Source organism: Arthrobacter sp. YAF34 (assembly GCF_052113245.1).
Lineage (GTDB): Bacteria > Actinomycetota > Actinomycetes > Actinomycetales > Micrococcaceae > Arthrobacter.
The window spans coordinates 1-21968 of the sequence record NZ_JBFRCV010000008.1 but is presented as its reverse complement, the minus strand read 5'-3'; the positions used below and the strand labels follow the sequence as shown (position 1 = coordinate 21968).

21 protein-coding genes are annotated in these 21968 nt (G+C 67.7%); 10 read left to right on the top strand and 11 right to left on the bottom strand.

Annotated elements, in window-relative coordinates:
• Positions 1-44 precede the first annotated feature (44 nt).
• Genes rsgA through AB4Y72_RS11205 form a run of 3 tightly spaced genes read right to left on the bottom strand, consistent with a single transcriptional unit; the run spans position 45 to position 3088 of the window.
• Positions 45-1160 carry a ribosome small subunit-dependent GTPase A gene (gene rsgA / locus AB4Y72_RS11215; RefSeq protein ID WP_441426242.1) on the bottom strand — a complete coding sequence of 372 codons (1116 nt, stop codon included), beginning with the start codon at positions 1158-1160 and terminating at the stop codon, positions 45-47.
• Positions 1144-2532, bottom strand: a complete 1389-nt coding sequence (aroA, locus tag AB4Y72_RS11210) for a 3-phosphoshikimate 1-carboxyvinyltransferase (RefSeq protein ID WP_441426241.1) — start codon at positions 2530-2532, stop codon at positions 1144-1146. Before aroA ends, rsgA begins: the two co-directional genes overlap by 17 nt.
• Positions 2533-2539: 7 nt before the next feature.
• Entirely contained in the window at positions 2540-3088 is a 549-nt protein-coding gene (locus AB4Y72_RS11205; RefSeq protein WP_441426240.1) for a DoxX family protein, read from the bottom strand.
• A 248-nt stretch (positions 3089-3336) separates the two neighbouring features.
• Between AB4Y72_RS11205 and AB4Y72_RS11200 the strand changes: the two genes are divergently transcribed.
• Positions 3337-4089 carry a sigma-70 family RNA polymerase sigma factor gene (locus tag AB4Y72_RS11200; protein ID WP_441426239.1) on the top strand — a complete coding sequence of 251 codons (753 nt, stop codon included), beginning with the start codon at positions 3337-3339 and terminating at the stop codon, positions 4087-4089.
• Positions 4086-4346, top strand: a complete 261-nt coding sequence (gene rsrA / locus AB4Y72_RS11195; protein WP_120950735.1) for a mycothiol system anti-sigma-R factor — start codon at positions 4086-4088, stop codon at positions 4344-4346. The genes AB4Y72_RS11200 and rsrA overlap by 4 nt, the downstream gene beginning before the upstream one ends.
• 93 nt (positions 4347-4439) lie before the next feature.
• On the opposite strand, the gene AB4Y72_RS11190 is transcribed toward rsrA, so the two are convergent.
• From AB4Y72_RS11190 to AB4Y72_RS11170, 5 genes are all read right to left on the bottom strand, one after another.
• Positions 4440-4514 (bottom strand): 50S ribosomal protein bL37, encoded by a 75-nt coding sequence (locus AB4Y72_RS11190; RefSeq protein ID WP_104061284.1) that lies wholly within the window; start codon positions 4512-4514, stop codon positions 4440-4442.
• A 95-nt stretch (positions 4515-4609) separates the two neighbouring features.
• The gene (locus AB4Y72_RS11185) at positions 4610-5230 is read right to left on the bottom strand and encodes a PadR family transcriptional regulator (protein ID WP_441426238.1); all 621 of its coding nucleotides are present in this window, start codon (positions 5228-5230) and stop codon (positions 4610-4612) included.
• Complete coding sequence (locus tag AB4Y72_RS11180; RefSeq protein ID WP_441426237.1) at positions 5230-6057, bottom strand: DUF4097 family beta strand repeat-containing protein; 828 nt, start codon at positions 6055-6057, stop codon at positions 5230-5232. The genes AB4Y72_RS11185 and AB4Y72_RS11180 overlap by 1 nt, the downstream gene beginning before the upstream one ends.
• 160 nt (positions 6058-6217) lie before the next feature.
• Complete coding sequence (locus AB4Y72_RS11175; RefSeq protein WP_441426236.1) at positions 6218-6817, bottom strand: GDSL-type esterase/lipase family protein; 600 nt, start codon at positions 6815-6817, stop codon at positions 6218-6220.
• Positions 6818-6928: 111 nt separating this feature from the next.
• Entirely contained in the window at positions 6929-10729 is a 3801-nt protein-coding gene (locus AB4Y72_RS11170) for a multifunctional oxoglutarate decarboxylase/oxoglutarate dehydrogenase thiamine pyrophosphate-binding subunit/dihydrolipoyllysine-residue succinyltransferase subunit (protein WP_441426235.1), read from the bottom strand.
• Between the two features lie 339 nt (positions 10730-11068).
• Between AB4Y72_RS11170 and AB4Y72_RS11165 the strand changes: the two genes are divergently transcribed.
• The 6 genes from AB4Y72_RS11165 to AB4Y72_RS11140 all read left to right on the top strand — a co-directional run bounded on the left by AB4Y72_RS11165 (position 11069) and on the right by AB4Y72_RS11140 (position 18110).
• On the top strand, positions 11069-12547 hold the full coding sequence (locus AB4Y72_RS11165; protein WP_441426234.1) for a GuaB1 family IMP dehydrogenase-related protein: 1479 nt from the start codon (positions 11069-11071) through the stop codon (positions 12545-12547).
• Positions 12548-12880: 333 nt separating this feature from the next.
• On the top strand, positions 12881-14218 hold the full coding sequence (locus tag AB4Y72_RS11160; RefSeq protein WP_441426233.1) for a hemolysin family protein: 1338 nt from the start codon (positions 12881-12883) through the stop codon (positions 14216-14218).
• The gene (locus AB4Y72_RS11155; RefSeq protein ID WP_441426232.1) at positions 14215-15279 is read left to right on the top strand and encodes a hemolysin family protein; all 1065 of its coding nucleotides are present in this window, start codon (positions 14215-14217) and stop codon (positions 15277-15279) included. Before AB4Y72_RS11160 ends, AB4Y72_RS11155 begins: the two co-directional genes overlap by 4 nt.
• A gap of 120 nt (positions 15280-15399) precedes the next feature.
• Positions 15400-16368, top strand: coding sequence for a metal ABC transporter solute-binding protein, Zn/Mn family (locus AB4Y72_RS11150; protein ID WP_441426231.1), 969 nt, complete (start codon positions 15400-15402; stop codon positions 16366-16368).
• Positions 16369-16418: 50 nt separating this feature from the next.
• A complete protein-coding gene (locus tag AB4Y72_RS11145) occupies positions 16419-17234 on the top strand; it encodes a metal ABC transporter ATP-binding protein (RefSeq protein WP_441426230.1) in 816 nt (271 codons plus the stop codon).
• Entirely contained in the window at positions 17235-18110 is an 876-nt protein-coding gene (locus AB4Y72_RS11140) for a metal ABC transporter permease (RefSeq protein ID WP_441426229.1), read from the top strand.
• Between the two features lie 114 nt (positions 18111-18224).
• Here the strand turns inward: AB4Y72_RS11140 and AB4Y72_RS11135 are convergent, their stop codons facing one another.
• On the bottom strand, positions 18225-18686 hold the full coding sequence (locus AB4Y72_RS11135) for a Fur family transcriptional regulator (protein ID WP_441426403.1): 462 nt from the start codon (positions 18684-18686) through the stop codon (positions 18225-18227).
• A gap of 134 nt (positions 18687-18820) precedes the next feature.
• Here AB4Y72_RS11135 and AB4Y72_RS11130 point away from each other — a divergent pair, with 134 nt between their 5' ends.
• Complete coding sequence (locus tag AB4Y72_RS11130) at positions 18821-19477, top strand: MBL fold metallo-hydrolase (protein WP_441426228.1); 657 nt, start codon at positions 18821-18823, stop codon at positions 19475-19477.
• A gap of 14 nt (positions 19478-19491) precedes the next feature.
• Here the strand turns inward: AB4Y72_RS11130 and AB4Y72_RS11125 are convergent, their stop codons facing one another.
• Positions 19492-20616, bottom strand: a complete 1125-nt coding sequence (locus AB4Y72_RS11125; protein ID WP_441426227.1) for a PLP-dependent cysteine synthase family protein — start codon at positions 20614-20616, stop codon at positions 19492-19494.
• A 49-nt stretch (positions 20617-20665) separates the two neighbouring features.
• Here AB4Y72_RS11125 and AB4Y72_RS11120 point away from each other — a divergent pair, with 49 nt between their 5' ends.
• On the top strand, positions 20666-21538 hold the full coding sequence (locus tag AB4Y72_RS11120; protein WP_441426226.1) for a sulfurtransferase: 873 nt from the start codon (positions 20666-20668) through the stop codon (positions 21536-21538).
• A 51-nt stretch (positions 21539-21589) separates the two neighbouring features.
• Here AB4Y72_RS11120 and AB4Y72_RS11115 read toward each other — a convergent pair.
• A partial coding sequence (locus AB4Y72_RS11115; protein ID WP_441426225.1) for an HNH endonuclease occupies positions 21590-21968 on the bottom strand: 379 nt, incomplete at its 5' end.

Genomic DNA, 21968 nt, shown 5'->3' with positions numbered 1-21968 from the left:
CGGGAGGCCGCGGCGCTGCGCCGCGGGCCGGGAAGCGGCGCCGCTCAGGACACGGTGCCCAGTTCCTTGGTTTCCTGGGCTTCCTGACGGGGGTCCGTGCCCAGCAGCCGGCGCAGGGAGGCCAGCCGTGCAGGCCCCGACGCGCCAGCGTGCCCGGCCGCAACCCAGGCGTCGACGCCGCAGTTGACGGCGGTGGCGTCGTGCTTGCAGCCGCGTTCGCAATCGTCGGTGCCCGGTTCCAGATCCGGGAAGGAGCGCAGGATCCGGTCCGGGTCCACATGGGCCAGTCCGAAGGACCGGATGCCGGGGGTGTCGATGATCCAGCTGCCGGCCGGGGCATCGTTGACCTTGAGCGCCAGCGCGGAGGAAGACGTGTGGCGCCCGCGGCCGGTCACCGCGTTGACGCCGCCGGTGGCACGTTCGGCCCCGGTCAGGGCATTGACCATGGTGGACTTGCCCACGCCGGAATGGCCGAGCATGACGGTGACCTTCCCGTCGAGGTAGCTGCGGAGCTGGGACACCGCGTCCTTGTCCAGCCGGGCGGAAAGCCCGTCATCGGAGCGGGCGTCGATGCCGGACGCTGCGGAGTCGGCCGTCTTGGAGATGATGACGGGGAAGTCCAGGTGCGTGTAGTTGGAGAGCAGCTCGGCGGGATCCTTCACGTCGGCCTTGGTCACCAGGAGCAGCGGCGAAATGCCGGCGTCGTACGCGGCCACCAGTGCGCGGTCGATGAAACCGGTCCGGGGCTCGGGATTGGCCGCGGCGACCACCACAACGAGCTGGTCGGCGTTGGCCACGACGGCGCGTTCGATCGGGTCTGTGTCATCGGCACTGCGGCGTAGCAGCGTCTTGCGGTCCTGGATCTTGACGAGCCGGGCAAGGGTGTCGGGTTCGCCGCTGACGTCCCCGACCAGGGAGACGAAGTCCCCGGCCACCACGGGATTGCGGCGGAGCTCCCGTGCCCGCGCCGCGATGATCTTGCGTTCGTCGGCGGTGCCTTCGCCGACGACGGCGGTGTAGCGTCCGCGGTCGACCGTGATGATGCGTCCGGTGACGGCGTCGTCGTGGCTGGGCCGGTCCTTGGTGCGGGGCCGTGAGCCCTTTTTGTTGGGACGGATCCGGACATCGGACTCGTCCCAGGAATCAGTGCTGCGTGCCACCGGCGGTGTCCTCGTTGGTGGGGGTGCCCTGGGCCAGCATGGCTTCCCAGAGCTGCGGGAAGCCGGGCATGGTCTTGGCGGTGGTCCCGATGTCTTCGACTTCGACGCCGGGCACGGCGAGGCCCAGGATCGCGCCGGCGGTGGCCATCCGGTGGTCCGCGTAGCTGTGCACGACGCCACCGTGCAGCCGCGCCGGGCGGATGATGAGTCCGTCCGCTGTCTCTTCGGCGTCGCCGCCGAGGCGGGTGATTTCCGCGACGAGCGCGGCGAGCCGGTCCGTTTCGTGGCCTCGGAGGTGGGCGATGCCGCTCAGCCGCGAGGGGCCGGTGGCCAGGGCGCAGAGCGCCGCGACGGTGGGGGCGAGCTCGCTGGTCTCGTCGAAGTCGCCGCCCCTGATCTCGGGGCCGCCGCTGACGGTCAGGGTGCCGCCGTCGAGCGTCACGGTCGCGCCCATGGCCGCCAGGATGCCGCGCCACAGGTCGCCGACCTGCGTGGTCCCGGCCGGCCAGTTGGGGATCCGCACGGTGCCGCCGGTAGCGAGGGCCGCCGCGAGGAAGGGGCCGGCGTTCGAGAGGTCCTGCTCGATCCGCTGGTCGAAGGCACGGATCGGGCCGGGGGAGACAACCCAGTGGTTCGGCACCGAGTCATCGACCACCACGCCGACGCCGCGCAGCACGGCCACCGTCATGTTGATGTGGTCCAGGCTTGGCACGGGCTTTCCGACGTGCTCGAGATGGAGCCCCTCGGTGAAGCGGGCGCCGGCCAGCAGCAGGGCGGAGACGAACTGTGATGACGCGCTGGCGTCGATGATGAGGTGGCCGCCGCGGACGTCTCCGGTGCCGTGTACGGTGAACGGCAGGGACGACGCCGGCCCGCCGTCGGGCGCGCTGACCGCCACGCCCAGGCCCGCCAGGGCCTCAATGATGGTGCCCATCGGACGCTTGCGGGCGTGCGGGTCGCCGTCGAAGCGGGACGCGCCGCGAACCAGAGCGGCCACGGGAGGCACAAACCGCATGACCGTGCCGGCGAGGCCGCAGTCGATTGCTGTGTCCGCGGCGGCGGCGTCCATGCTGATCGGGAGGATTTCGAGGTCGGGGCCAAAAGCGCCGTCGCCGGGAACCTCCGTGACGGTGGCGCCCAACTGCCGCAGGGCCTCAATCATCAGCGCGGAATCGCGGGAGTGCAGCGGTGCCCGCAGGCGGGACGGACCGTCGGCGAGGGCGGCGAGCACGAGGTACCGGTTGGTCAGGGATTTAGACCCCGGAACGGTGACGGTCGCGTCGACCGGCCTCGCGGCGAACGGCGCAGGCCAGTGCGGGCCGCCGCCGGCCGGTCGTGCAGGAGCAGTTGCTGAGGGGGTGACGCGAGTCATTGCCGCTCTAGGCTCCGGCTGCGCGGTCTGCGGCCCTGCGGACAACCTTGTCGGCCTTCTTCAGCTTCTTGTTGGTGGTCTTCCGGGCGTCGGCGGCGAGGTGCCCAGCGCTCTTGCGGGCGTCGGCGGCGAGGTGCCCGGCGCGCCAGGCCAGGCTGGGCTTGCCGGCGGTGTCGACGGCGGCCAGCAGCACGCCGCCGGTCAGGGACACGTTTTTCAGGAGCTGCTTGCGGCGGGCGTCGCGGGCTTCCTTGGAGGAAATGTCCGCGCTGCGCCATTCAACGTAACCGTTCAGGGCCGAAATGACGGCCAGGATGGTGGCTGCCAGGCGGGCGGACTTGCCGAGGGCGAAACAGACGCCGGCGCCGATCTGGGTGCCGCCGATCACGCGGGCCAGGACTTTTTCATTGGTCTGGAACGGCAGGGCGTCGGCCGTGCGCCGCAGCAGCGGGGACAACTGTGCCGCGGTGTCATCCGCATTCTTTAGCTTGTCTATGCCGGCGAGGACGAAACTGGAGGCGAGCATGGGCCGGGCGAGAAAGCGGACAAACGACATGAATTTCCTCCTGGATGGACGAGCCGCGGATTCATTGCGGGAGAACCGGTTCTAGTCTTGCACTTTTGCGGAATATTTGCCCGCCCGACGCCGTTGTGAAAGGCAGATTCGAGCGGGCTAGGGAAGGTGGAGATTTGACGCAGGTGCTGGACAGGACGGGACTGCAAGCCGGTTCCGGGCAACCGTGGACCCTCGCGCTTCCGGACGTTCCGGTTGCCCGGCGGAAGAGGACAGTAGACTTGAAGGCAATGAGCACCATGGACCCGGCCGTTGCGGCCATGCACGAGGTTGCCGGAAACGACGCCACTCCCACCCCAACACCTGAGCCCGGCACGGCCGCCGCTCTGGAAACCGAGGTGGACGGCAAGCCGCTGGACGTCTCCACCGAGTCAGCGGAACAGCGCCGGTTGCGTTTTGAACGCGACGCGATGCAGTACGTGGACCAGCTGTATTCCGCGGCCATGAGGATGGCCCGGAATCCGTCGGACGCCGAGGATCTGGTCCAGGAGGCATACACAAAGGCGTTTTCCGCGTTCCACCAGTACAAGCCCGGCACCAACCTGAAGGCCTGGCTGTACCGCATTCTCACCAACACGTACATCAACCTGTACCGGAAGCGTCAGCGCGAGCCGCTGCAGTCGAATTCGGACACGATCGAGGACTGGCAGCTTGCCCGCGCCGAGTCGCATACGTCGTCCGGGTTGCGGTCGGCGGAGGCCGAGGCCCTCGACCACCTGCCCGATTCGGACGTGAAGCGCGCGCTGCAGTCGATTCCGGAGGAGTTCCGGCTGGCGGTGTACTTCGCCGACGTCGAAGGCTTCGCTTACAAGGAAATTTCAGACATCATGAACACCCCCATCGGGACCGTCATGTCCCGGCTGCACCGTGGCCGGAAGATGCTCCGGGACATGCTTGCCGATTACGCCGCGGAGCGGGGATTCAGGGCCGCCACCGAGTCAGGCGCCGCGGCCGACAGCAACAAACAGGAGAACAGGAAATGAGCGACTGCCAGGGACTGGGCGATTGCGACGACGCCCGGATGCAACGTATCTATGAATATCTGGACGGTGCGCTCACGCACCAAGACATCGCAGAGATCAAGGACCACCTGGACAGTTGCCCGGAGTGCCTGGAGCAGTACGACCTCGAATGTGTCATCCGCGTGATGGTCAAGCGTTCGTGCACCGAAGCGGCTCCGGAGAACCTCAAGAACTCCATCCTGGACCGGATCCACTCCATCCGGACTGTGGAAGCCTGAGCCGCAGCGAAGGACCCGGAACAAAAGCGAAAGACCCCGGAACCGTGAGGTTTCCGGGGTCTTTCGCTTAAAGCTGTCAATCCTAGCCGTAGCTTAGGCGTTGGGGCGCTTACCGTGGTTCGCGCCGCCACGCTTACGGTCACGACGTTTACGTGCACGCTTGCTCATAGCTGGCCTCCTTAATTTTTGGTACTCAAAAGAGCTGCCCTCAAGTCTCCCACATTGGGGCACCCGCCGCGAACCGGCGGCAGCAGCGGGGGAGTTCAGCGCTCGAGTGAGTTGCGGATCGAGATCCGGGCCTGGTCCAGCACTGTCCTGACCGTTTCCAGTGTGACAGCGGTGACGGGGCGGCTGCCGGCGTGGCGCCTGAGTTCCACCCGCATGTCGTCGCGGAACGCCTGGACGAGCATTTCCGCCTCCTTCAGCCGCCGTTCGCCCTCGACGGAGTAGCGCTGGCCGCCGGCGGCGCCGGCTGACCCCGCGGCGCGGGCCGACGTGCGCGCGGCTTCCGCGGTGGCCGCAAGATCGGCCCGGAGGCCGCGCATGTTGACCCGGATGTCCTGGCGCAGGTTGTCGGCAAGCCGGCGGACCGAGGCTGAAATGTCGTTCTCGACGCCGGCGAGTTCGTCCCGCCTGCTGTTCAGCTCCGTGAGTCCCGCCGGGGTGATGCTGTAGTTGGTGCGGCGGCCCTCCGTGTGGGTGGCCACGAGCCCTTCCTCCTCGAGCTTGCCCAGGCGGGGATAGATGGTTCCTGCGCTGGGGGAGTAGGTGCCGCCGAACCGCTCACTGAGGGCCTTGATGAGCTCGTAGCCGTGCTTGGGGCCCGATTCGAGCAGGGCGAGCAGGTACAGCCGGAGCGCACCGTGGGCGAAGACGGGAGGCATCAGAATCCCGTTTCGGTGTCCGGGGCGGGCTGGCCGTGGAAGATTGACGTCTTGCCCGAGACCGAGTTGGTCCGGACGAGCATCAGCTTGGTGTCCGGGCCCGCGATGGTCTGCACCGCGCCGCCGGGCTGGGCATACTTCTGGTTGTCAATGACCACCGCGCCGCTGGCGGATTTGGCGATGATGTCCACCCCGACGTCATGCGGCACCCGGATGGTGACGTCGCCGGAGACCGAGTTGGCGCCGAAATCCTGCGTGAAGCCGTACAGGTCGAAGTTCAGGTCGCCGCTGACGGTGTTCGCGCGAATGTGGCTGAAGTCGCCCGACGCCGTCACCTCGCCGGAGACGCTCTTGGCGGTCAGGACTCCGCTATGGTTCCGGGCGATTACCTCGCCGCTGACGGTATTGACCGACAGGTCGCCCGAGGTTCCGTCGGCGAGCACCGACCCCGAGACTGTGTTGAGCCTGGCGTGCCCGCTGATCCCGGAGACCATGCCGTCGCCGCTCACGGTGCCGGCTTCCACCTCCACGCCGGCCGGCAGAGCGATGCTGATGACCACCGAGTTGCTGCTGTTGTTGTTGACCGTCCCCATCAGGTTCTTGAACCAGCCCTGCGCGCCGTGGAGCTGGTGCCGGACTTCCAGCCGGCCGTCGATGACCGAGACCGACAGCGGGTCGCCGTTGATTTCGGAGACTTCGACCCGGGCCACGTCCTCGTCATGGGTGACGATATCGAACCGGCCCCGGACAATGCCGAGCTTGAGCGAGCGGACGCCGTCGACGTCGATGGTCTGCGGACCGGTCACGGTCCACGTGTTCTCTGACATGGTTCCTCCGGAAGGGCGAAAGACTGCTGGGCAACTAACGATATATCGCGACTACAAAGTCACGATATATCGCGCCCGGATTCCAGTCAAGATATATCGCGATTACTGGCGGGAACGCAGTTTTGCGGCACCTCTGTCCGGGCGGGGCCCGGGCGGCGGGTTACTCCGGGGCGTCCAGCCCGAGCCACTGGAACCACCCGCGGTGCAGCACGAGCCAGGCCATCAGGCCGTATCCCGCCTGGCCGGGGGTGCCGCCGTTGGCCGCGAGGTCCTGGCGCCACTGCTCGTGGTTCAGGAGCGGCGAGAACGTGTCCACATAGAGGTGCTTCCGGCGCGTGGTGACATCGGCGAATGCCGTGTTGAGTTCGCCGAGCCTGCGGTTCTGGGTGGGGTCAAGCGTGGGCGGCGGGCCCACCACGAAGACCTCGATCTTGTTCTGCGATGCGGAGTCCAGGATGTTGGCGAGGTTCAGCCGGCTGCGGGCCGTGGACAGGCCGAACTCGATGTCGCGCCCGGACAGGCCGATGACCAGGCGGTTCTCGTGGTGGTTGCCGAACCGGCGGCCCGCCTCCTCGAGCCAGCGCGCGGCAAGTCCCTCGGTGCCCTCCTCCGGGCATGGCAGGGAGTAGCACTCCAGGGCGACGGCGTCCTGCGGCGTGCGGGCCAGGACCCGCCCGAGCCAGCCCAGGGCGCGCGGATCACCGAGCCCGGCCAACAGCTCGTCCCCAACGGCCGCGATCCGCAGCTTCCGATCTTCCACGACTACCTCTTCACTTCAACGCTGTCCATCAAGCTGACCACTAACAGTCCATTAAACAGAACTGCCCGGCCGGAGTGTTGTGATTCAATCTCCGGCCGGGCAGCGGTGCCGCTATTTACGGGCGAATGCCTGCTTGAGCAGGCTGTCCTGCTCTGCCGCGTGGCGCTTCATCGACCCTGCCGCGGTGGAAGCCGAGGCGGGGCGCGAAATGAGGCGGACGCGACGGTCCAGGGCATCAGGCAGGTTCAGGCCGATGAACGGCCACGGACCCTGGTTGGCCGGCTCGTCCTGTGCCCACACCACTTCGGCGTTCGGGTACTTTGCCAGCTCGGCAGCGATCTCGGCGGCCGGCAGCGGGTAGAGCTGCTCGACGCGCACGATCGCCGTGGTCTTGTTCTCGGTCTTTTGCCGGGTGGACAGCAGATCGTAGTACAGGCGCCCGGAGACCAGCAGCACGCGTTCGACGGCGTCCGCCTGCAGCTGCTCGTGTTCCGGGATGACCGGGCGGAACGAGCCGGTGGTGAAGTCCTCCACGGAGGACGCCGCGGCCTTCAGCCGGAGCAGCTGCTTCGGCGTGAAGATGATCAGCGGCTTGCGGGGCCTGCTGTAGGCCTGGCGGCGCAGCAGGTGGAAGTGCGAGGCCGACGTCGTGGGGTTGGCCACGATCATGTTCTCTTCGGCGCACATCTGGAGGAAGCGTTCGATCCGGGCCGAGGAGTGGTCCGGGCCCTGGCCCTCGTAGCCGTGCGGGAGCATCAGAACCAGCGAGGAGCGCTGGCCCCACTTCTGCTCGGCGGAGGAGATGAACTCATCGATGATGGTCTGCGCACCGTTGACGAAGTCACCGAACTGCGCTTCCCAGAGCACCAGGGCATCCGGACGCTCCACGGAGTAGCCGTACTCGAAGCCCATGGCGGCGTATTCGGAGAGCAGCGAGTCGTAGATCCACAGCTTGGCCTGGTCCTCGGACAGGTGGGCCAGCGGCAGCCATTCGTCGCCGTTGGCGCGGTCGTGGAAGACGGCGTGGCGCTGCACGAAGGTGCCGCGGCGCGAGTCCTGGCCGGCGAGCCGGACGGGAACGCCTTCCATGATGAGGGAGCCGAACGCGGCGAGTTCGCCGAAGCCCCAGTCGATGCCGCCTTCGCGGGACATGGCCTCACGCCTCTCCAGCAGCTGCTTGAGCTTGGCGTGGACCGTGAAGCCGTCGGGGATGTCCGTGTGGGCCTTGCCGATCCGGGCCAGGGTCTCCGCCGAGATCGCGGTGGAGGCCGGGGCGCTGACGCCGGAATCGGACTGCTGGGCCATGGGGCGTTCGAGATCGGACACCGCGGCCGAATCGGCCGTGATGATCGGGATCGGGGACGTCTGGGCGGCGTGCGTTTCAGCGAAGACGCGCTCGAGGCGCTCCTGGTAGTCGCGCAGCAGCTGCTCGGCTTCCTCCTCGGTGATGTCACCGCGGCCGATCAGGGATTCGGTGTACAGCTTGCGGACCGAACGCTTGGCTTCGATCAGGTTGTACATCAGCGGCTGGGTCATCGAGGGGTCATCGCCCTCGTTGTGGCCGCGGCGGCGGTAGCACACCATGTCGATGACAACGTCCTTGTGGAAGCGCTGGCGGAACTCGTAGGCGAGCTGGCCGATGCGGACCACGGCTTCGGGGTCATCGCCGTTCACGTGGAACACCGGCGCCTGGATCATCTTGGCGACGTCCGTGGAGTAGGTGGAGGAACGCGAAGAGGACGGGGCGGTGGTGAAGCCGACCTGGTTGTTGACCACGATGTGGATGGTGCCGCCGGTGCGGTAGCCGCGCAGCTGCGAGAGGTTGAGCGTCTCGGCTACCACGCCCTGGCCGGCGAAGGCGGCATCGCCGTGCACCATGATCGGGAGCACGGGGAAGGCCTCACCCTGGTCCAGGCGGTCCTGCTTGGCGCGGACGATGCCTTCGAGGACAGAGTCAACGGCTTCGAGGTGCGACGGGTTCGCGGCGAGGTAGACCTTGGTCTCCTTGCCGTTGTCCGACGTGAATGTGCCCTCGGTGCCGAGGTGGTACTTGACGTCTCCGGAGCCCTGGACCGAACGGGGGTCCTGGGTGCCCTCGAATTCGCGGAAGACCTGGGCGTAGGTCTTGCCGGCGATGTTGGTCAGCACGTTGAGCCGGCCGCGGTGGGCCATGCCGATCGCCACTTCGTCGAGTTCGTCGTCGGCGGCGTCGGAGATGATGGCATCCAGCAGCGGAATCAGGGACTCGCCGCCTTCCAGGGAGAAGCGCTTCTGGCCGACGAACTTCGTCTGCAGGAAGGTCTCGAAGGCCTCCGCGGCGTTGAGCTTGGAGACGATGCGCAGCTGCTCGTCACGGCTCGGCTTGGAGTACGGGTGCTCGATCTGGTCCTGGAACCACTTGCGCTCGCCCGGGTCCTGGATGTGCATGTATTCGATGCCGGCGGTCCGGCAGTAGGCGTCGCGGAGGACGCCGAGGATGTCGCGGAACTTCAGCATCGGCTTGCCGCCGAAGCCGCCGGTGGGCCATTCGCGGTCCAGGTCCCACAGGGTCAGGCCGTAAGTGAGGACGTCGAGGTCCGGGTGCTTGCGCTGGACGTACTCGAGCGGATCGGTGTCCGCCATGAGGTGGCCGCGGACACGGTAGGCGTGGATCAGCTGCTGGATCCGGGCGACCTTGTTGATCTCGTCCGCCGGGTCCACCTGAAGGTCGGGGCTCCAGCGCACGGGCTCGTAGGGGATGCGCAAGGATTCGAAGATCTCGTCGTAGAAGTTCTGCGCCCCGAGCAGGAGCTGGTGCACGAGCTTGAGGAACTCGCCGCTGCCGGCACCCTGGATGACGCGGTGGTCATAGGTGGAGGTCAGCGTCAGGACCTTGCTGATGGCGTTCTGCGCGATGATCTTCTCGCTGGCGCCCTGGAATTCTGCCGGGTAGTCCAGTGCGCCGACGCCGATGATGGCGGCCTGGCCCTTGGACAGGCGGGGCACCGAGTGCACGGTGCCGATGCCGCCGGGGTTGGTCAGGGACACGGTGGTGCCGGAGTGGTCGTCCGCGGTCAGCTTGCCGTTGCGGGCGCGCTTGATGAGGTCCTCGTAGGTGTGCCAGAACTCGGAGAAGTTGAGGGTCTCCGCCTTCTTGATGTTCGGCACCATGAGCAGGCGGGTGCCATCAGGCTTGGGCATGTCGATCGCGATGCCGAAGTTCACGTGCGCCGGCTGAATGGCCACCGGCTTGCCGTCGATCTCGTCGTAGTAGACGTTCATCGACGGGAACTGGGAGAGTGCGCGGATGACGGCGTAGCCGATCAGGTGCGTGAAGGAGACCTTGCCGCCGCGTGCGCGAGCCAGGTTGGAGTTGATCACCACGCGGTTGTCGATCAGGAGCTTGGCCGGAATGGCGCGGACGCTCGTGGCAGTCGGCACCTCCAGGCTCGTGACCATGTTCGACGCGATCGCCTTGGCCGGGCCGCGCAGGACGGAGACGACGTCCTCTTCGGGCGCCGTCGGGGCCTTGACGTTCTTGGGCAGCTGCGCAGGGATCGGCGCCGTGCCGGGGCCGGCGTCGGAAGTCTTGGAGCCGTCCCGGGCGACGGTGGCCGGGGCTTTCTTGGCTGCGGGGGCCGGGGCGGGAGCTGCGGCCGCAGCCGTGGCGGGCGCGGAGGCCGCCGGCGCGGGTGCTGCCGGAGCGGCGGGTGCTACAACGGGAAGTTCACGGGTGGCAGGTTGCACAGCAGTCGCTGTGCCGGACGTTCCGTTGGCGGAAGAGGCGTCACTGGCTGCAAAGGATTCGAACAGGGGCCACCACTTGGAGTCAACCGTGTTCTTGTCCTGCTGGTAACGCTCGTACAGTTCGTCAACGAGCCACTCGTTTCCGCCAAATTCCTCTGGTAGACGGTGGCTAGGCTGCTCTGGCACTTGAAATACGCCTCTTCCATGAGTTTGATTCCCTCTGGCTTCCACGGTGCCTCGGCACAACGATCAAGCCAGTCTCTGCGTCCAGTGAACCCAGACCCATGCCAGTCTAGTGACGATTCTTGCCAAACCGCCAATAAGCGTGACTCAAATCATGGTCTGCCGCGGCAGCCGCCGAATTCCCGCCGAATTGCGGGGCAGAAACGGCCCGGACGCGGTGCCGGACCCGCTGCCGGACACGGCCCGGACGCGGTGCCGGACGCGGTGCCGTGAAGGGGCCGGCGCGCCCTAGAATCGGAGGAGAACCCGTTTGGCGCCAAAGGCGCCAGCTAAGGAGCAGCCGTGCGTTTCCTCAATGAGCCCACCACCGATCTGACCTACTCCGACCTGTTCCTGGTGCCGTCGCGTTCCGATGTCACCTCTCGCCTGGACGTGGATCTCGCGGCCGACGACGGCACCGGCTCCGCGATTCCGCTCGTGGCGGCCAACATGACGGCCGTGACCGGCAAGCGGATGGCCGAAACCATGGCCCGCCGCGGCGGCCTGGGGGTCCTGCCGCAGGACGTCCCGCTCAATGTCATCCGCGACGTCACGGCCTGGATCAAGGGCCGCCATTCAGTGCTGGAGACTCCGGTGACCCTGGCGCCGACGGACACCGTGATTGACGCCCTCCACCTGATGGGCAAGCGGCCGCACGGGGCCGTGGTGGTGGTGGACTCCACCGGCGCGGTCGCCGGGGTGGTGCGTGCCGCCGACTGTGAGGGCCAGGACCGATTCGCCTCGCTCGGTTCCGTCATCCGCCACCAGCCGCTCGTGCTGGACGCGGCAACGCTCAATGGTGGGCTACCCGACGGCGGCTCGGCCGCGGATGCCGCGCAGGCGCTGCGCCGCGCCTTTGAGGCGATGGACGCTGCCGGGACCGACTACGCGCCCGTGCAGCAGGACGGAGTGCTGGCCGGTGTGCTGACCCGCAAGGGCGCCCTGCGCTCTACGATCTACCGCCCGTCCCTGGACGATGACGGCAAGCTCAAGGTGGCTGCCGCCGTCGGGATCAACGGCGATGTCGCCGGGCGGGCCGCCGAGCTGCTGGCTGCCGGCGTGAACGTGCTGGTCCTTGATACGGCGCACGGCCACCAGCAGAAGATGTTCGACGCCCTGGCCGCCGTGAAGGGCCTCAACCCTGGAGTGCCCGTGGTTGCCGGCAACGTGGTCACCGGCGATGCAACCCGTGAGCTCATCGAGGCCGGGGCGGACATCGTCAAAGTCGGCGTCGGCCCCGGCGCCATGTGCACCACGCGCATGATGACGGCCGTGGGCCGCCCGCAGTTCAGCGCCGTCCTGGAATGCTCCGCCGCGGCGCGGGAGGCCGGCGGCCGGGTATGGGCCGACGGCGGCGTCCGCTACCCGCGCGACGTCGCCCTCGCCCTGGCCGCCGGTGCCAGCCAGGTCATGATCGGCTCCTGGTTTGCCGGCACGCACGAAAGCCCCGGGGACCTGCAGCTCGACGCCTCGGGCAGGCAGTATAAGGAGAGCTTCGGCATGGCGTCCGCCCGGGCGGTGCAGAACCGCAACCAACGCGAGGGCGCGTTCGAGAAGGACCGCAAGGCCCTCTTCGAGGAGGGCATCTCCACGTCCCGCATGTACGTGGACGCGGCCCGGCCCGGCGTCGAGGACCTTTTGGACATGATCACCGCTGGCCTGCGCAGCTCCATGAGCTACGCCGGCGCCGCCGATCTCGCCGCGTTCCGGGAACGTGCCGTGGCCGGCATCCAGTCCGCGGCCGGATACGAGGAAGGCCGGCCCGTCCCGCAGAGCTGGTGACGCCGCACGTCGGGTGACGCCGCACGTCGGAGGGCCGGCGGCGGCTGCTCCTGTAGACTGAAACTCTTATGGACAGTAAATCTAGGTGCCGGCCTGGGGGCTGTCAGCGGAGAACGGAAACCGTTGCCGCGCAGTCCTCCCGCAGAGCCGGCAAACCCCGTTCACGCGCCCATCATTCTCCTGCCTCACGCCACACCGGAGCCTTCCAGGACCTAGGGTCGGCCAGCGCCGACCATCCTCCGCCGGGCAGAGGTTTCCAGCGATTACCCACCCTGCGGCAGCCCCTGCCGCGGCACCGGCTGTGCTCCGCCGCGCCGGAAGCAGGCTGTTGATATGGAATGGCTACTCCTCACGGCGGGCCTGCTGCTCATTCTCGGCACGGGGTTCTTTGTCGCCGTTGAATTTTCCCTGGTCGCCCTGGACCAGGCCACCGTGCAGCGCGCCGTCGATACCGGCGACACCGCCGCCGAGCCCCTGCTCAAGTGCCTGAAGTCCCTCTCGACCCAGCTCTCCAGCTGCCAGCTGGGCATCACCATGACCACGCTGCTGACCGGCTACGTCATGGAGCCGTCCGTCGGCAAACTGCTCGAAGGTCCCCTCATGGCGCTTGGCGTCCCGGCCGCGGCGGCGGCTTCCCTGTCGCTCGTCCTCGCGATGGCACTGGCGACGCTGCTGTCCATGGTGATCGGCGAGCTGGTGCCCAAGAACATGGCCATCGCGCTGTCCTTTCCGATTGGCAAGGCCGTCGCCCGGCCGCAACTGGTCTTCACCGCCATCTTCAAGCCCGCAATCGTGGTCCTGAATGGCTTCTCCAACAAGGTCCTGAACCTCTTCGGCCTGGAGGCCAAGGAGGAAATCTCCGGCGCCCGCACCCCGGCCGAGCTGGCCTCACTCGTGCGCCGTTCCGCGGCCATGGGCACGCTCGACGCCGGCACCGCCAACTTCATCGCGCGGACCCTGAATTTCTCGGGCCGGACCGCAGCGGACGTCATGACCCCCCGCATCCGGGTCGAAACCATCGACGCCGACCAGCCGGTCTCCGACATCGTGGAGGCCGCCAAGCGCACCGGCTACTCGCGCTTCCCGGTGATCGGCGAATCTTCCGACGACATCCGTGGCGTGGTGCATATCAAGAAGGCCATCGCCGTACCCGCGGACCGGCGCGCCAAGCTGGAGGCCGGCGCCATCATGACCGATGTGCTGCGCGTGCCGGAGACCATCCACCTTGACGCCCTCCTCGCCGAACTGCGCGAGGGTAACCTGCAACTCGCCGTCGTCCTGGACGAATACGGCGGAACGGCCGGAGTCACCACCTTGGAGGACCTCGTGGAGGAAATCGTGGGGGAAGTGGCCGACGAACACGACAAGGTCCGGCCCGGGCTGCTCCAGAGCGCCTCGGGCGACTGGTATTTCCCCGGCCTGCTGCGGCCCGATGAGCTCTCCGAACAGATCCCGGGCCTGACGGTGCCGGACGAAGCGTCCTACGAAACGGTGGGCGGCTACGTCATGAGCCAGCTGGGCCGCATCGCGGCCGTGGGCGATCAGGTCGACGTCGTCGGCGGGACACTCAGCGTGACCCGCATGGACGGCCGGCGGATCGACAGGATCTGCTTCAAGCCGTCCCGGGTTCCCGGCGACGGCCAGCCTGCCGGCCAGGACGGTGCCGCATGAGTGACTGGGCAGGAATCCTGTGGCTTGCCGTCCTGCTGGTCGGCAACGCCTTCTTCGTGGCGGCCGAATTCGCCGTCATGTCCGCCCGGCGGAGCCAGATCGAGCCGCTGGCCGAGGCCGGCTCCAAGCGCGCCCAGACGACGCTGCGGGCCATGGAAAACGTCTCCCTCATGCTCGCCTGCGCCCAACTCGGCATCACCGTCTGTTCACTGCTGATCCTGCAGGTCGCCGAACCCGCCATCCACCATCTCCTGGCCGTCCCGCTGGAAGCGGCGGGCATCCCGATGCAGGCCGCGGACATTGTGGCCTTCGTCATCGCCCTGCTGGTGGTGACGTTCCTGCATGTCACGTTCGGCGAAATGGTGCCGAAGAACATCTCCGTGTCGGTCGCGGACAAGGCAGCCCTGCTGCTGGCGCCGCCGCTGATGTTCATCGGACGGATGGTGAAACCGGTCATTGCGGCACTGAACTGGTCCGCCAACCACATCCTGAAGCTCTTGCGGATCGAGCCGAAGGACGAGGTCACGTCCTCCTTCACCCTCGAAGAGGTGCAGTCGATCGTGCAGGAATCCACCCGCCACGGGCTGGTGGACGACGACGCCGGGCTCATCACCGGCGCGCTGGAGTTCTCTGAGCACACGGCGTCCCATGTGATGGTCCCGCTGCACAAACTCGTCATGCTCAAGGCGGCCACCACCCCGGCGGAATTCGAAAAGGCGGTGAGCCGGACCGGGTTCTCGCGCTTCCCGATGCTCGATGACGACGGGATGCTGGCCGGTTACCTCCATATCAAGGACGTGCTGTCCATCCCCGACGCCGGGTACCACCAGCCGATTGCCGAAAGCCGCATCCGGTCCCTGGCGAACCTCGCCATGGACGACGAAATTGAGAAGGCCATGTCGGTCATGCAGCGCACGGGCTCGCACCTGGCGCGCGTGATCGGGCCGGACGGGCTGACCCAGGGCGTCCTGTTCCTCGAAGACGTGATCGAGCAGCTCGTCGGCGAAATCCGGGACGCGACGCAGGCCACCGGCTACCGGAGGCTCGGCCAAGACCAGTAGGGCACGACTCGCGCGCGGGCAGCACGGCGTGTATCCCTAAATAGGAATGATTCCTATTTAGGGATACACTCGCTGTGTTGCTATTGCTCCTGATTCTCAATAACAGATCCGAGGTTTTCCGTGCGCCGTCCCGCTGCCCGAGCCATGATGGCCGGTGTTGCCGGCTTGGGTCTCCTGCTCACGGCCTGCAGCCCGACGGCGGGAACCTTCCGGGGGGCCGCCGGAGACGGGATCGTCGACGTCGTCGCATCCACCAGCGTTTACGGTGACATCGTCCACAGCATCGGCGGTGACAAGGTCCGGGTCAGCTCGATCATCAACCGCACCAGCCAGGACCCGCACTCCTACGAGGCCAGCACGCAGGACAAGCTGGCCGTCGCCAAGGCGGAACTCGTGGTGGAGAACGGCGGGGGATACGACTCGTTCATCGACACGCTCGCGGCCGACACCGGGCTGGACCGCGGCAACGTCATCAACGCCGTGGACGTCTCGGGCCTCGCCCCGACAAGCCCTGGCTCGGCAAGCCCCGCCTCGGCGGCCCCCGACACCTCCGCCCACGTCCATGCCGGCCTGAACGAGCACGTCTGGTACAGCCTGCCGGCCATGTCCCGCCTCGCGGACGCCATCGCCAACAAGCTGGGCGCGCTGGAACCGGCCTCGGCGCAGACGTTCCGCACCAACGCGGCGGCCTTCAAGCATTCGCTGGGCGGTCTGGAGGGCAAGCTCGCCGCCATCAAGGCCTCGACCGGCCATGCGCCCGTGGCCGTCACCGAGCCGGTGCCGCTGTACCTGCTCGAGGACGCCGGACTCCAGAACAAGACCCCGGCCGCGTACACGGCGGCGATCGAGGAAGACGCCGACGTCCCGCCAGCCGTGCTCAAGGCCGCCGTCGACCTCGTCGCATCCCGCGGCGTCCGGCTGCTGGCCTACAATACCCAGACGGAGGGACCACAGACGGTGGCGCTGAAGAATGCTGCCCAGACCGCGGGGGTCCCGGTGGTGAACTTCAGGGAGACCCTCCCGGACGGCCAGTCCTACGTTCCGTGGATGGCCGGAAACATTGAGAGCATCAGCAAGGCCCTAGGATGATCTCAGCAGCGGGAGCGGCCGTCTCCGCAGGAAAATCGAGGAAACCTCAGTTGACACCGGTAGTGAGCCTGCGCGGCGCATCCCTGTCCTTCGGCAAACGGACGCTGTGGGAGGGCCTGGACCTGGACATCAACCCGGGTGAATTCTTTGCTGTGCTCGGCCCCAACGGCAGCGGCAAGACCACCTTCCTGAAGGTCCTGCTGGGGCTGCAGGAGCTGAGCACCGGCACGGCCGTGCTCGACGGCCGGCCCGTTGAACGGGGAAGCCGCCGGATCGGCTACGTGCCCCAGCAGAAGACGTTCGATCCGGATACGCCCCTGCGCGCCCGTGACCTCGTGGCCCTCGGCGTCGACGGCCACCGCTGGGGCATCCGCCTTGGCGGCGCGAAGGTGAACCGCAAGGTCGACGAACTCCTGGAACTCGTCGGCGCCACCGACTACGCCAAAGTGCCGGTGGGGCAGCTGTCCGGCGGTGAGCAGCAGCGCCTGCGCGTGGCCCAGGCGCTTGCCACGGATCCCAACGTCTTGCTGTGCGACGAGCCGTTGCTGTCCCTGGACCTCCAGCATCAGCAGGCCGTCAGCGCCCTGATTGACAGGCAATGCCGGGAGGCCGACAGTGCCGTGGTGTTCGTGACGCACGAGATCAACCCGATCATGGACTACGTGGACCGGGTCCTCTACCTGGCCGGCGGACGGTTCCAGGTGGGCACGCCCGCCGAGGTCATGACCACCGAGGTGCTCTCCGACTTGTACGGCAGCCGTGTGGAAGTCATCCGGGCCAACGGCCGGCTGATCGTCGTGGGCCTGCCGGATGCCACCACCCACCACCACGAGGACGCGCATTCTGTCGCCGGAGAGGTGGGCTAGGTGGATCTGGGCAATCTGCTGCACTCAATCTTCAATTTCGAAAACTACGGCGACCTGCTGATCCTGGTGCAGAACTCGATCTGGGCCGGCGCTGTCCTCGGGCTACTGGGCGGCCTGATGGGCACCTTCGTGATGAAACGCGACCTGGCTTTCGCGGTCCACGGAATCTCCGAGCTCTCTTTTGCCGGGGCGGCGTTCGCGCTGCTGATCGGCGCGAACATCATCCTCGGCTCGCTGGCCGGATCGGTGCTGGCTGCCGTGGTGCTGGGCGTCATGGGGGTCCGTGCGCGGGACAAGAACTCGATCATCGGCGTCATCATGCCGTTCGGACTGGGCCTGGGCATCCTCTTCCTGTCCCTGTACGAGGGCCGGGCGGCGAACAAGTTCGGCCTCCTCACCGGGCAGATCGTCTCCGTCGGAACGGTTCAGCTGCAGGTCCTGGCCGTCGCCGCCGTCGTGGTGATGGCAGCGCTGGTCGCCATCTGGCGGCCGCTGACCTTCGCCAGCGTGGACCCCGACGTCGCCAGTGCCCGCGGCGTGCCGGTGCGGGCACTGGCCCTTGGGTTCATGGTGCTGCTGGGGATCAGCGTGGCGTTGTCCATCCAGATTGTGGGCGCCCTGCTGGTTCTTGCCCTGCTGATCACGCCGGCGGCGGCAGCCATGCGGGTTACGTCCTCGCCACGGCTGGTGGTCACCTTGAGCATCGTCTTCGCGATGACGGCGACCGTGGGCGGCATCCTGCTGGCCCTCGGCGGCCGTTTGCCGATCAGCCCCTATGTGACCACGTTGTCGTTCCTCATCTACGTCGCCTGCCGGGTGATCGGCGGCGCCCGGGCGAAGCGGGGCATCAACGGCCGGATCCTGCGAAGCGCCTGAAATATCGCCGGCAGAACTTCCCCATGTTTGGGGGCGGCCGCCGGCGGGTCCCCGCGACCCGCCGGTCAATTCCGGCGTCGCGAACTTAAAGCTGGGGAATTTCCGCAGCCTCGGCTAGGGGCAGGCCTGCAACTGCGTGCATTCGGGGCACAGGCCGAAGATTTCGACGGTGTGTTCCACGGCGGTGAAGCCGTGTTCCTTCGCGATCCGGGCCGCCCAGGCTTCGACCGCAGGGGCTTCCACTTCCACGGCCTTGCCGCAGTTGCGGCACAGCAAGTGATGGTGGTGTCCCGTGACGGCACAGCGCCGGTAGACCGCTTCGCCGTCGGCGTTCCGCAGGACATCCACCAGTCCTTCGTCGGCGAGGGACTGCAGGATGCGATACGACGTGGCGAGCGACACGGTGGTGCCACGCTCACGGAGGATGCGGTGCAGTTCCTGGGTGCTGACGAAGTCCGCGAGATCGTCCAAGGCGGCACTGACGGCGAGGCGCTGTTTGGTGACGCGCTGCTCCCTGCCCGGGGCGGGTGCCGAGGCCGGAATCCGGCTGCTGCCGGCGGTGGCGCCCTGGGACATCATGGAACTCGCTTCGCTCAGGTTTCTCGGATGGGACTCGCTAAGGGGTGGTGGCAATGTCCAAGATTACCAGCGTCCAAGGTTGCCGGCAGTGGGCCGTGGACACCGTGACGGCTGGTGCCTAGGCTGGCCGGATGAAGCTCACCAAATTCACGCATGCCTGTGTCCGTCTCGAGAAGGACGGCAGGGTGCTGGTGTTTGATCCGGGTACGTTCTCGGAGACGGATCAGGCCCTGGCCGGAGCGCATGCGGTGCTAATCACCCACGAGCACGCCGACCACGTGGACGTCGACGCCGTAGCCGCGGCGCTGCAGTCCAACAAGGACCTTGAGCTTTTCGCCCCGGAGGTGGTGGCCGCCACGCTCCACAGCAAGGCGCCCGACGCCGGAAGCCGCATCCACGCGGCGGCCGCCGGTGAGGAGTTTGAAACCGCCGGCTTCGCGGTCCGTACCTTTGGCGGCCAACATGCCCTCATCCACCCGCTGATTCCCGTGGTGGCCAACGTCGGCTTCCTCGTGGACGGCAATGTCTACCACCCGGGGGACTCCTTCGCGATTCCCGACGGCGTCGACGTCCAGACGCTGCTAGTCCCCATCCACGCGCCCTGGAACAAGGTGGGGGAGGTGGTGGACTTTGTGATCGGCGTCCGCGCGCCGCAGGCGTTCCCGGTCCACGACGCGCTTCTCAACGAGATGGGCCGCGGCCTGGTGGAAGGGCACGTGACCCGGATCGGGGCCAAGTACGGCACTGCTTACCGGCACCTTTCCAGTGGCGATTCCGTGGAGGTGTAGCCTTTGCGGCCAAGTCAGGCCGGCCAGACGCCGCTTTCGAAGAATCCGCGCAGCACGGCCTCGTGGGGCTCGGGATCCAGGCCGTGGGCGTTTAGCCAGTCCGCGTTGTAGTAGTTTCCGGCGTAGCGGTCGCCGGCGTCGCACATGAGCGTGACAACACTGCCCCGCTGGCCCTCGGCGATCATTTGCGCGATCAGTTGCCATGCGCCCCAGAGGTTCGTGCCCGTGGACGGGCCGGCGTGCAGCCCGGCATGCTGCCGCAGATGGCGCATGGCGGCCACCGACGCGGCGTCGGGAACCTGGATCATGTGGTCGATCACGGCGGGCACAAAACTCGGCTCCATCCGCGGACGGCCGATGCCCTCGATGCGTGACGGCAGTCCGGCGGCCGCCGCGGTCCCGCGAGCGGCGGTCCCGCGAGCCGGGAACCCGGCGTCGGGCCGGCTGCCCAGCCAGCCCGGATAAAAGGCGGAATTTTCCGGATCAACGACGGCGAGCCTCGTCTCGTGGCGCTGGTAGCGCAGATAGCGGCCGATCGTTGCGCTGGTCCCGCCGGTGCCGGCGCCGACCACCACCCAGCGGGGGACCGGATGCTCCTCCAGCGCCAGCTGGCCGAAGATCGACTCGGCGATGTTGTTGTTCCCGCGCCAGTCTGTGGCCCGCTCGGCATAGGTGAATTGGTCCATGTAGTGCCCGCCGGTGCTGCTCGCCAGGTCCGCGGCCGCCTCGTAGACCTCGGAGGCATGGTCCACCAGATGGCAGGAGCCCCCGAACTGTTCAATCAGGGCAATCTTCTCCCGGCTGGTGGTCCGGGTCATCACTGCGATGAACGGCAGGCCCAGGAGCTGGGCGAAATAGGCTTCGGAGACGGCGGTGCTGCCACTGGAGGCCTCCACGATCGTGGTGCCTTCCCGGATCCACCCGTTGACGAGGCCAAAGAGGAACAGCGAACGTGCCAGCCGGTGCTTCAGGCTGCCCGTGCGGTGCGTCGATTCATCCTTGAGGTACAGCTGCACACCCCAGTGCGCGGGGAGCGGCACCGAATACAGGTGGGTGTCGGCAGATCGGTTGTTTTCGGCATTGATCCGGCGGACGGCCTCGTCAGCCCAGGCCCGGTTCTGCTGGTGCGCGGTGTTCACCGCTCCAGCCTACCCGGGGGCGGCGGGGCGCCGAAGATAGAGTGGGCGCATGGACACCCTCATCGCTGCTGCTGCCCTAAAAGACCAACTGGACGGCGCCCGCCAAACCGGGCAGCGCACCGTGCTCCTTGATGTTCGCTGGGCGCTGGGTGACCCGCACGGTCACGACCACTATCTGCGCGAACATATCCCCGGCGCGGTCTTCGTGGACCTCGCCGCCGAACTCGCCGGACCGTCGGAACCGAGCCGCGGACGGCATCCGTTGCCGGACCCGGAGCAGTTCCAGGCGTCCGCGCGCCGCTGGGGCATCAATGACGGCGACGCTGTGGTGGCGTACGACGATAGCGGTAATATGGCTGCCGCCCGGCTGTGGTGGATGCTGCGTAACGCCGGATTCCGGTCCGTCCGGCTGCTCGACGGCGGCTTGGGCGCCTGGCGCGCGGCCGGGTTCGAGCTCGCCGCCGGATCCGAGCAGCCCGCGCCAGGGAACGTCACCCTGTCCAAGGGCGCCATGCCCGCAATCGACGCCGGACAGGCTGCTTCCTGGGGCCGGCGCGGACTGCTTCTCGACGCACGGGCGGCCGAGCGGTACCGCGGCGAAATTGAACCCGTAGATCCCCGCGCAGGCCACATTCCGGGTGCCGTGAGTGCCCCCACCACGGGCAATCTTCAAGCCGACGGGACGTTCCTGGCCCCGGCAGAGCTGCGGGAGCGCTTCGAGCGGCTCGGCTACCGGGCCGGCGTCCCCACCGCCGTGTACTGCGGATCCGGGGTGACGGCCGCCCACGAAATCGCGGCCCTCGAGATCGCCGGCTACTCTGCGGCCTTGTACCCGGGCTCGTTTTCGGAATGGTGCCACAGTGCCTCGAACGACGTCGTCACCGGCGCCGCACCGTATAGCGAGGAAGCGGCGCCACAGTAGAGCCGGCGGGCGCTCCGGGCTGGATCCCTGAGGCAGCGGGATGCGCGGCACCTAGGATGCAGTCATTTCCTTGAGCTTGCTGCGTTTGAGCGTCTTGGCGTGGCGCCGAAGGCCGCGCCGCTCGGGGGTCTCCTTGTCTGGTTCTGCCGCTGCCGGGCGGACCGGTGGGCCGGGCAGCGCTGTCCCGGGTAGGGGTGGTGCGGTGGAGTGGTAGGTGTGGCCGGTGGGGGTGGTGAGTTCGAGGGTGTGCCGGGGTCCCGGGCGGGGCCTGGTGTTCCAGTCGGGGGTTTCTTTGGTGTGGTTGCAGGCTTCGCAGAGGCCGGCGCCGTTGGTGCTGGTGGTTTGGCCGCCGGCGTGGTGGGGGACGATGTGGTCCAGGTGGCGGATGGGGGCGTCGCAGTAGGGGGTGCGGCAGGTGTGGTCGCGGGTG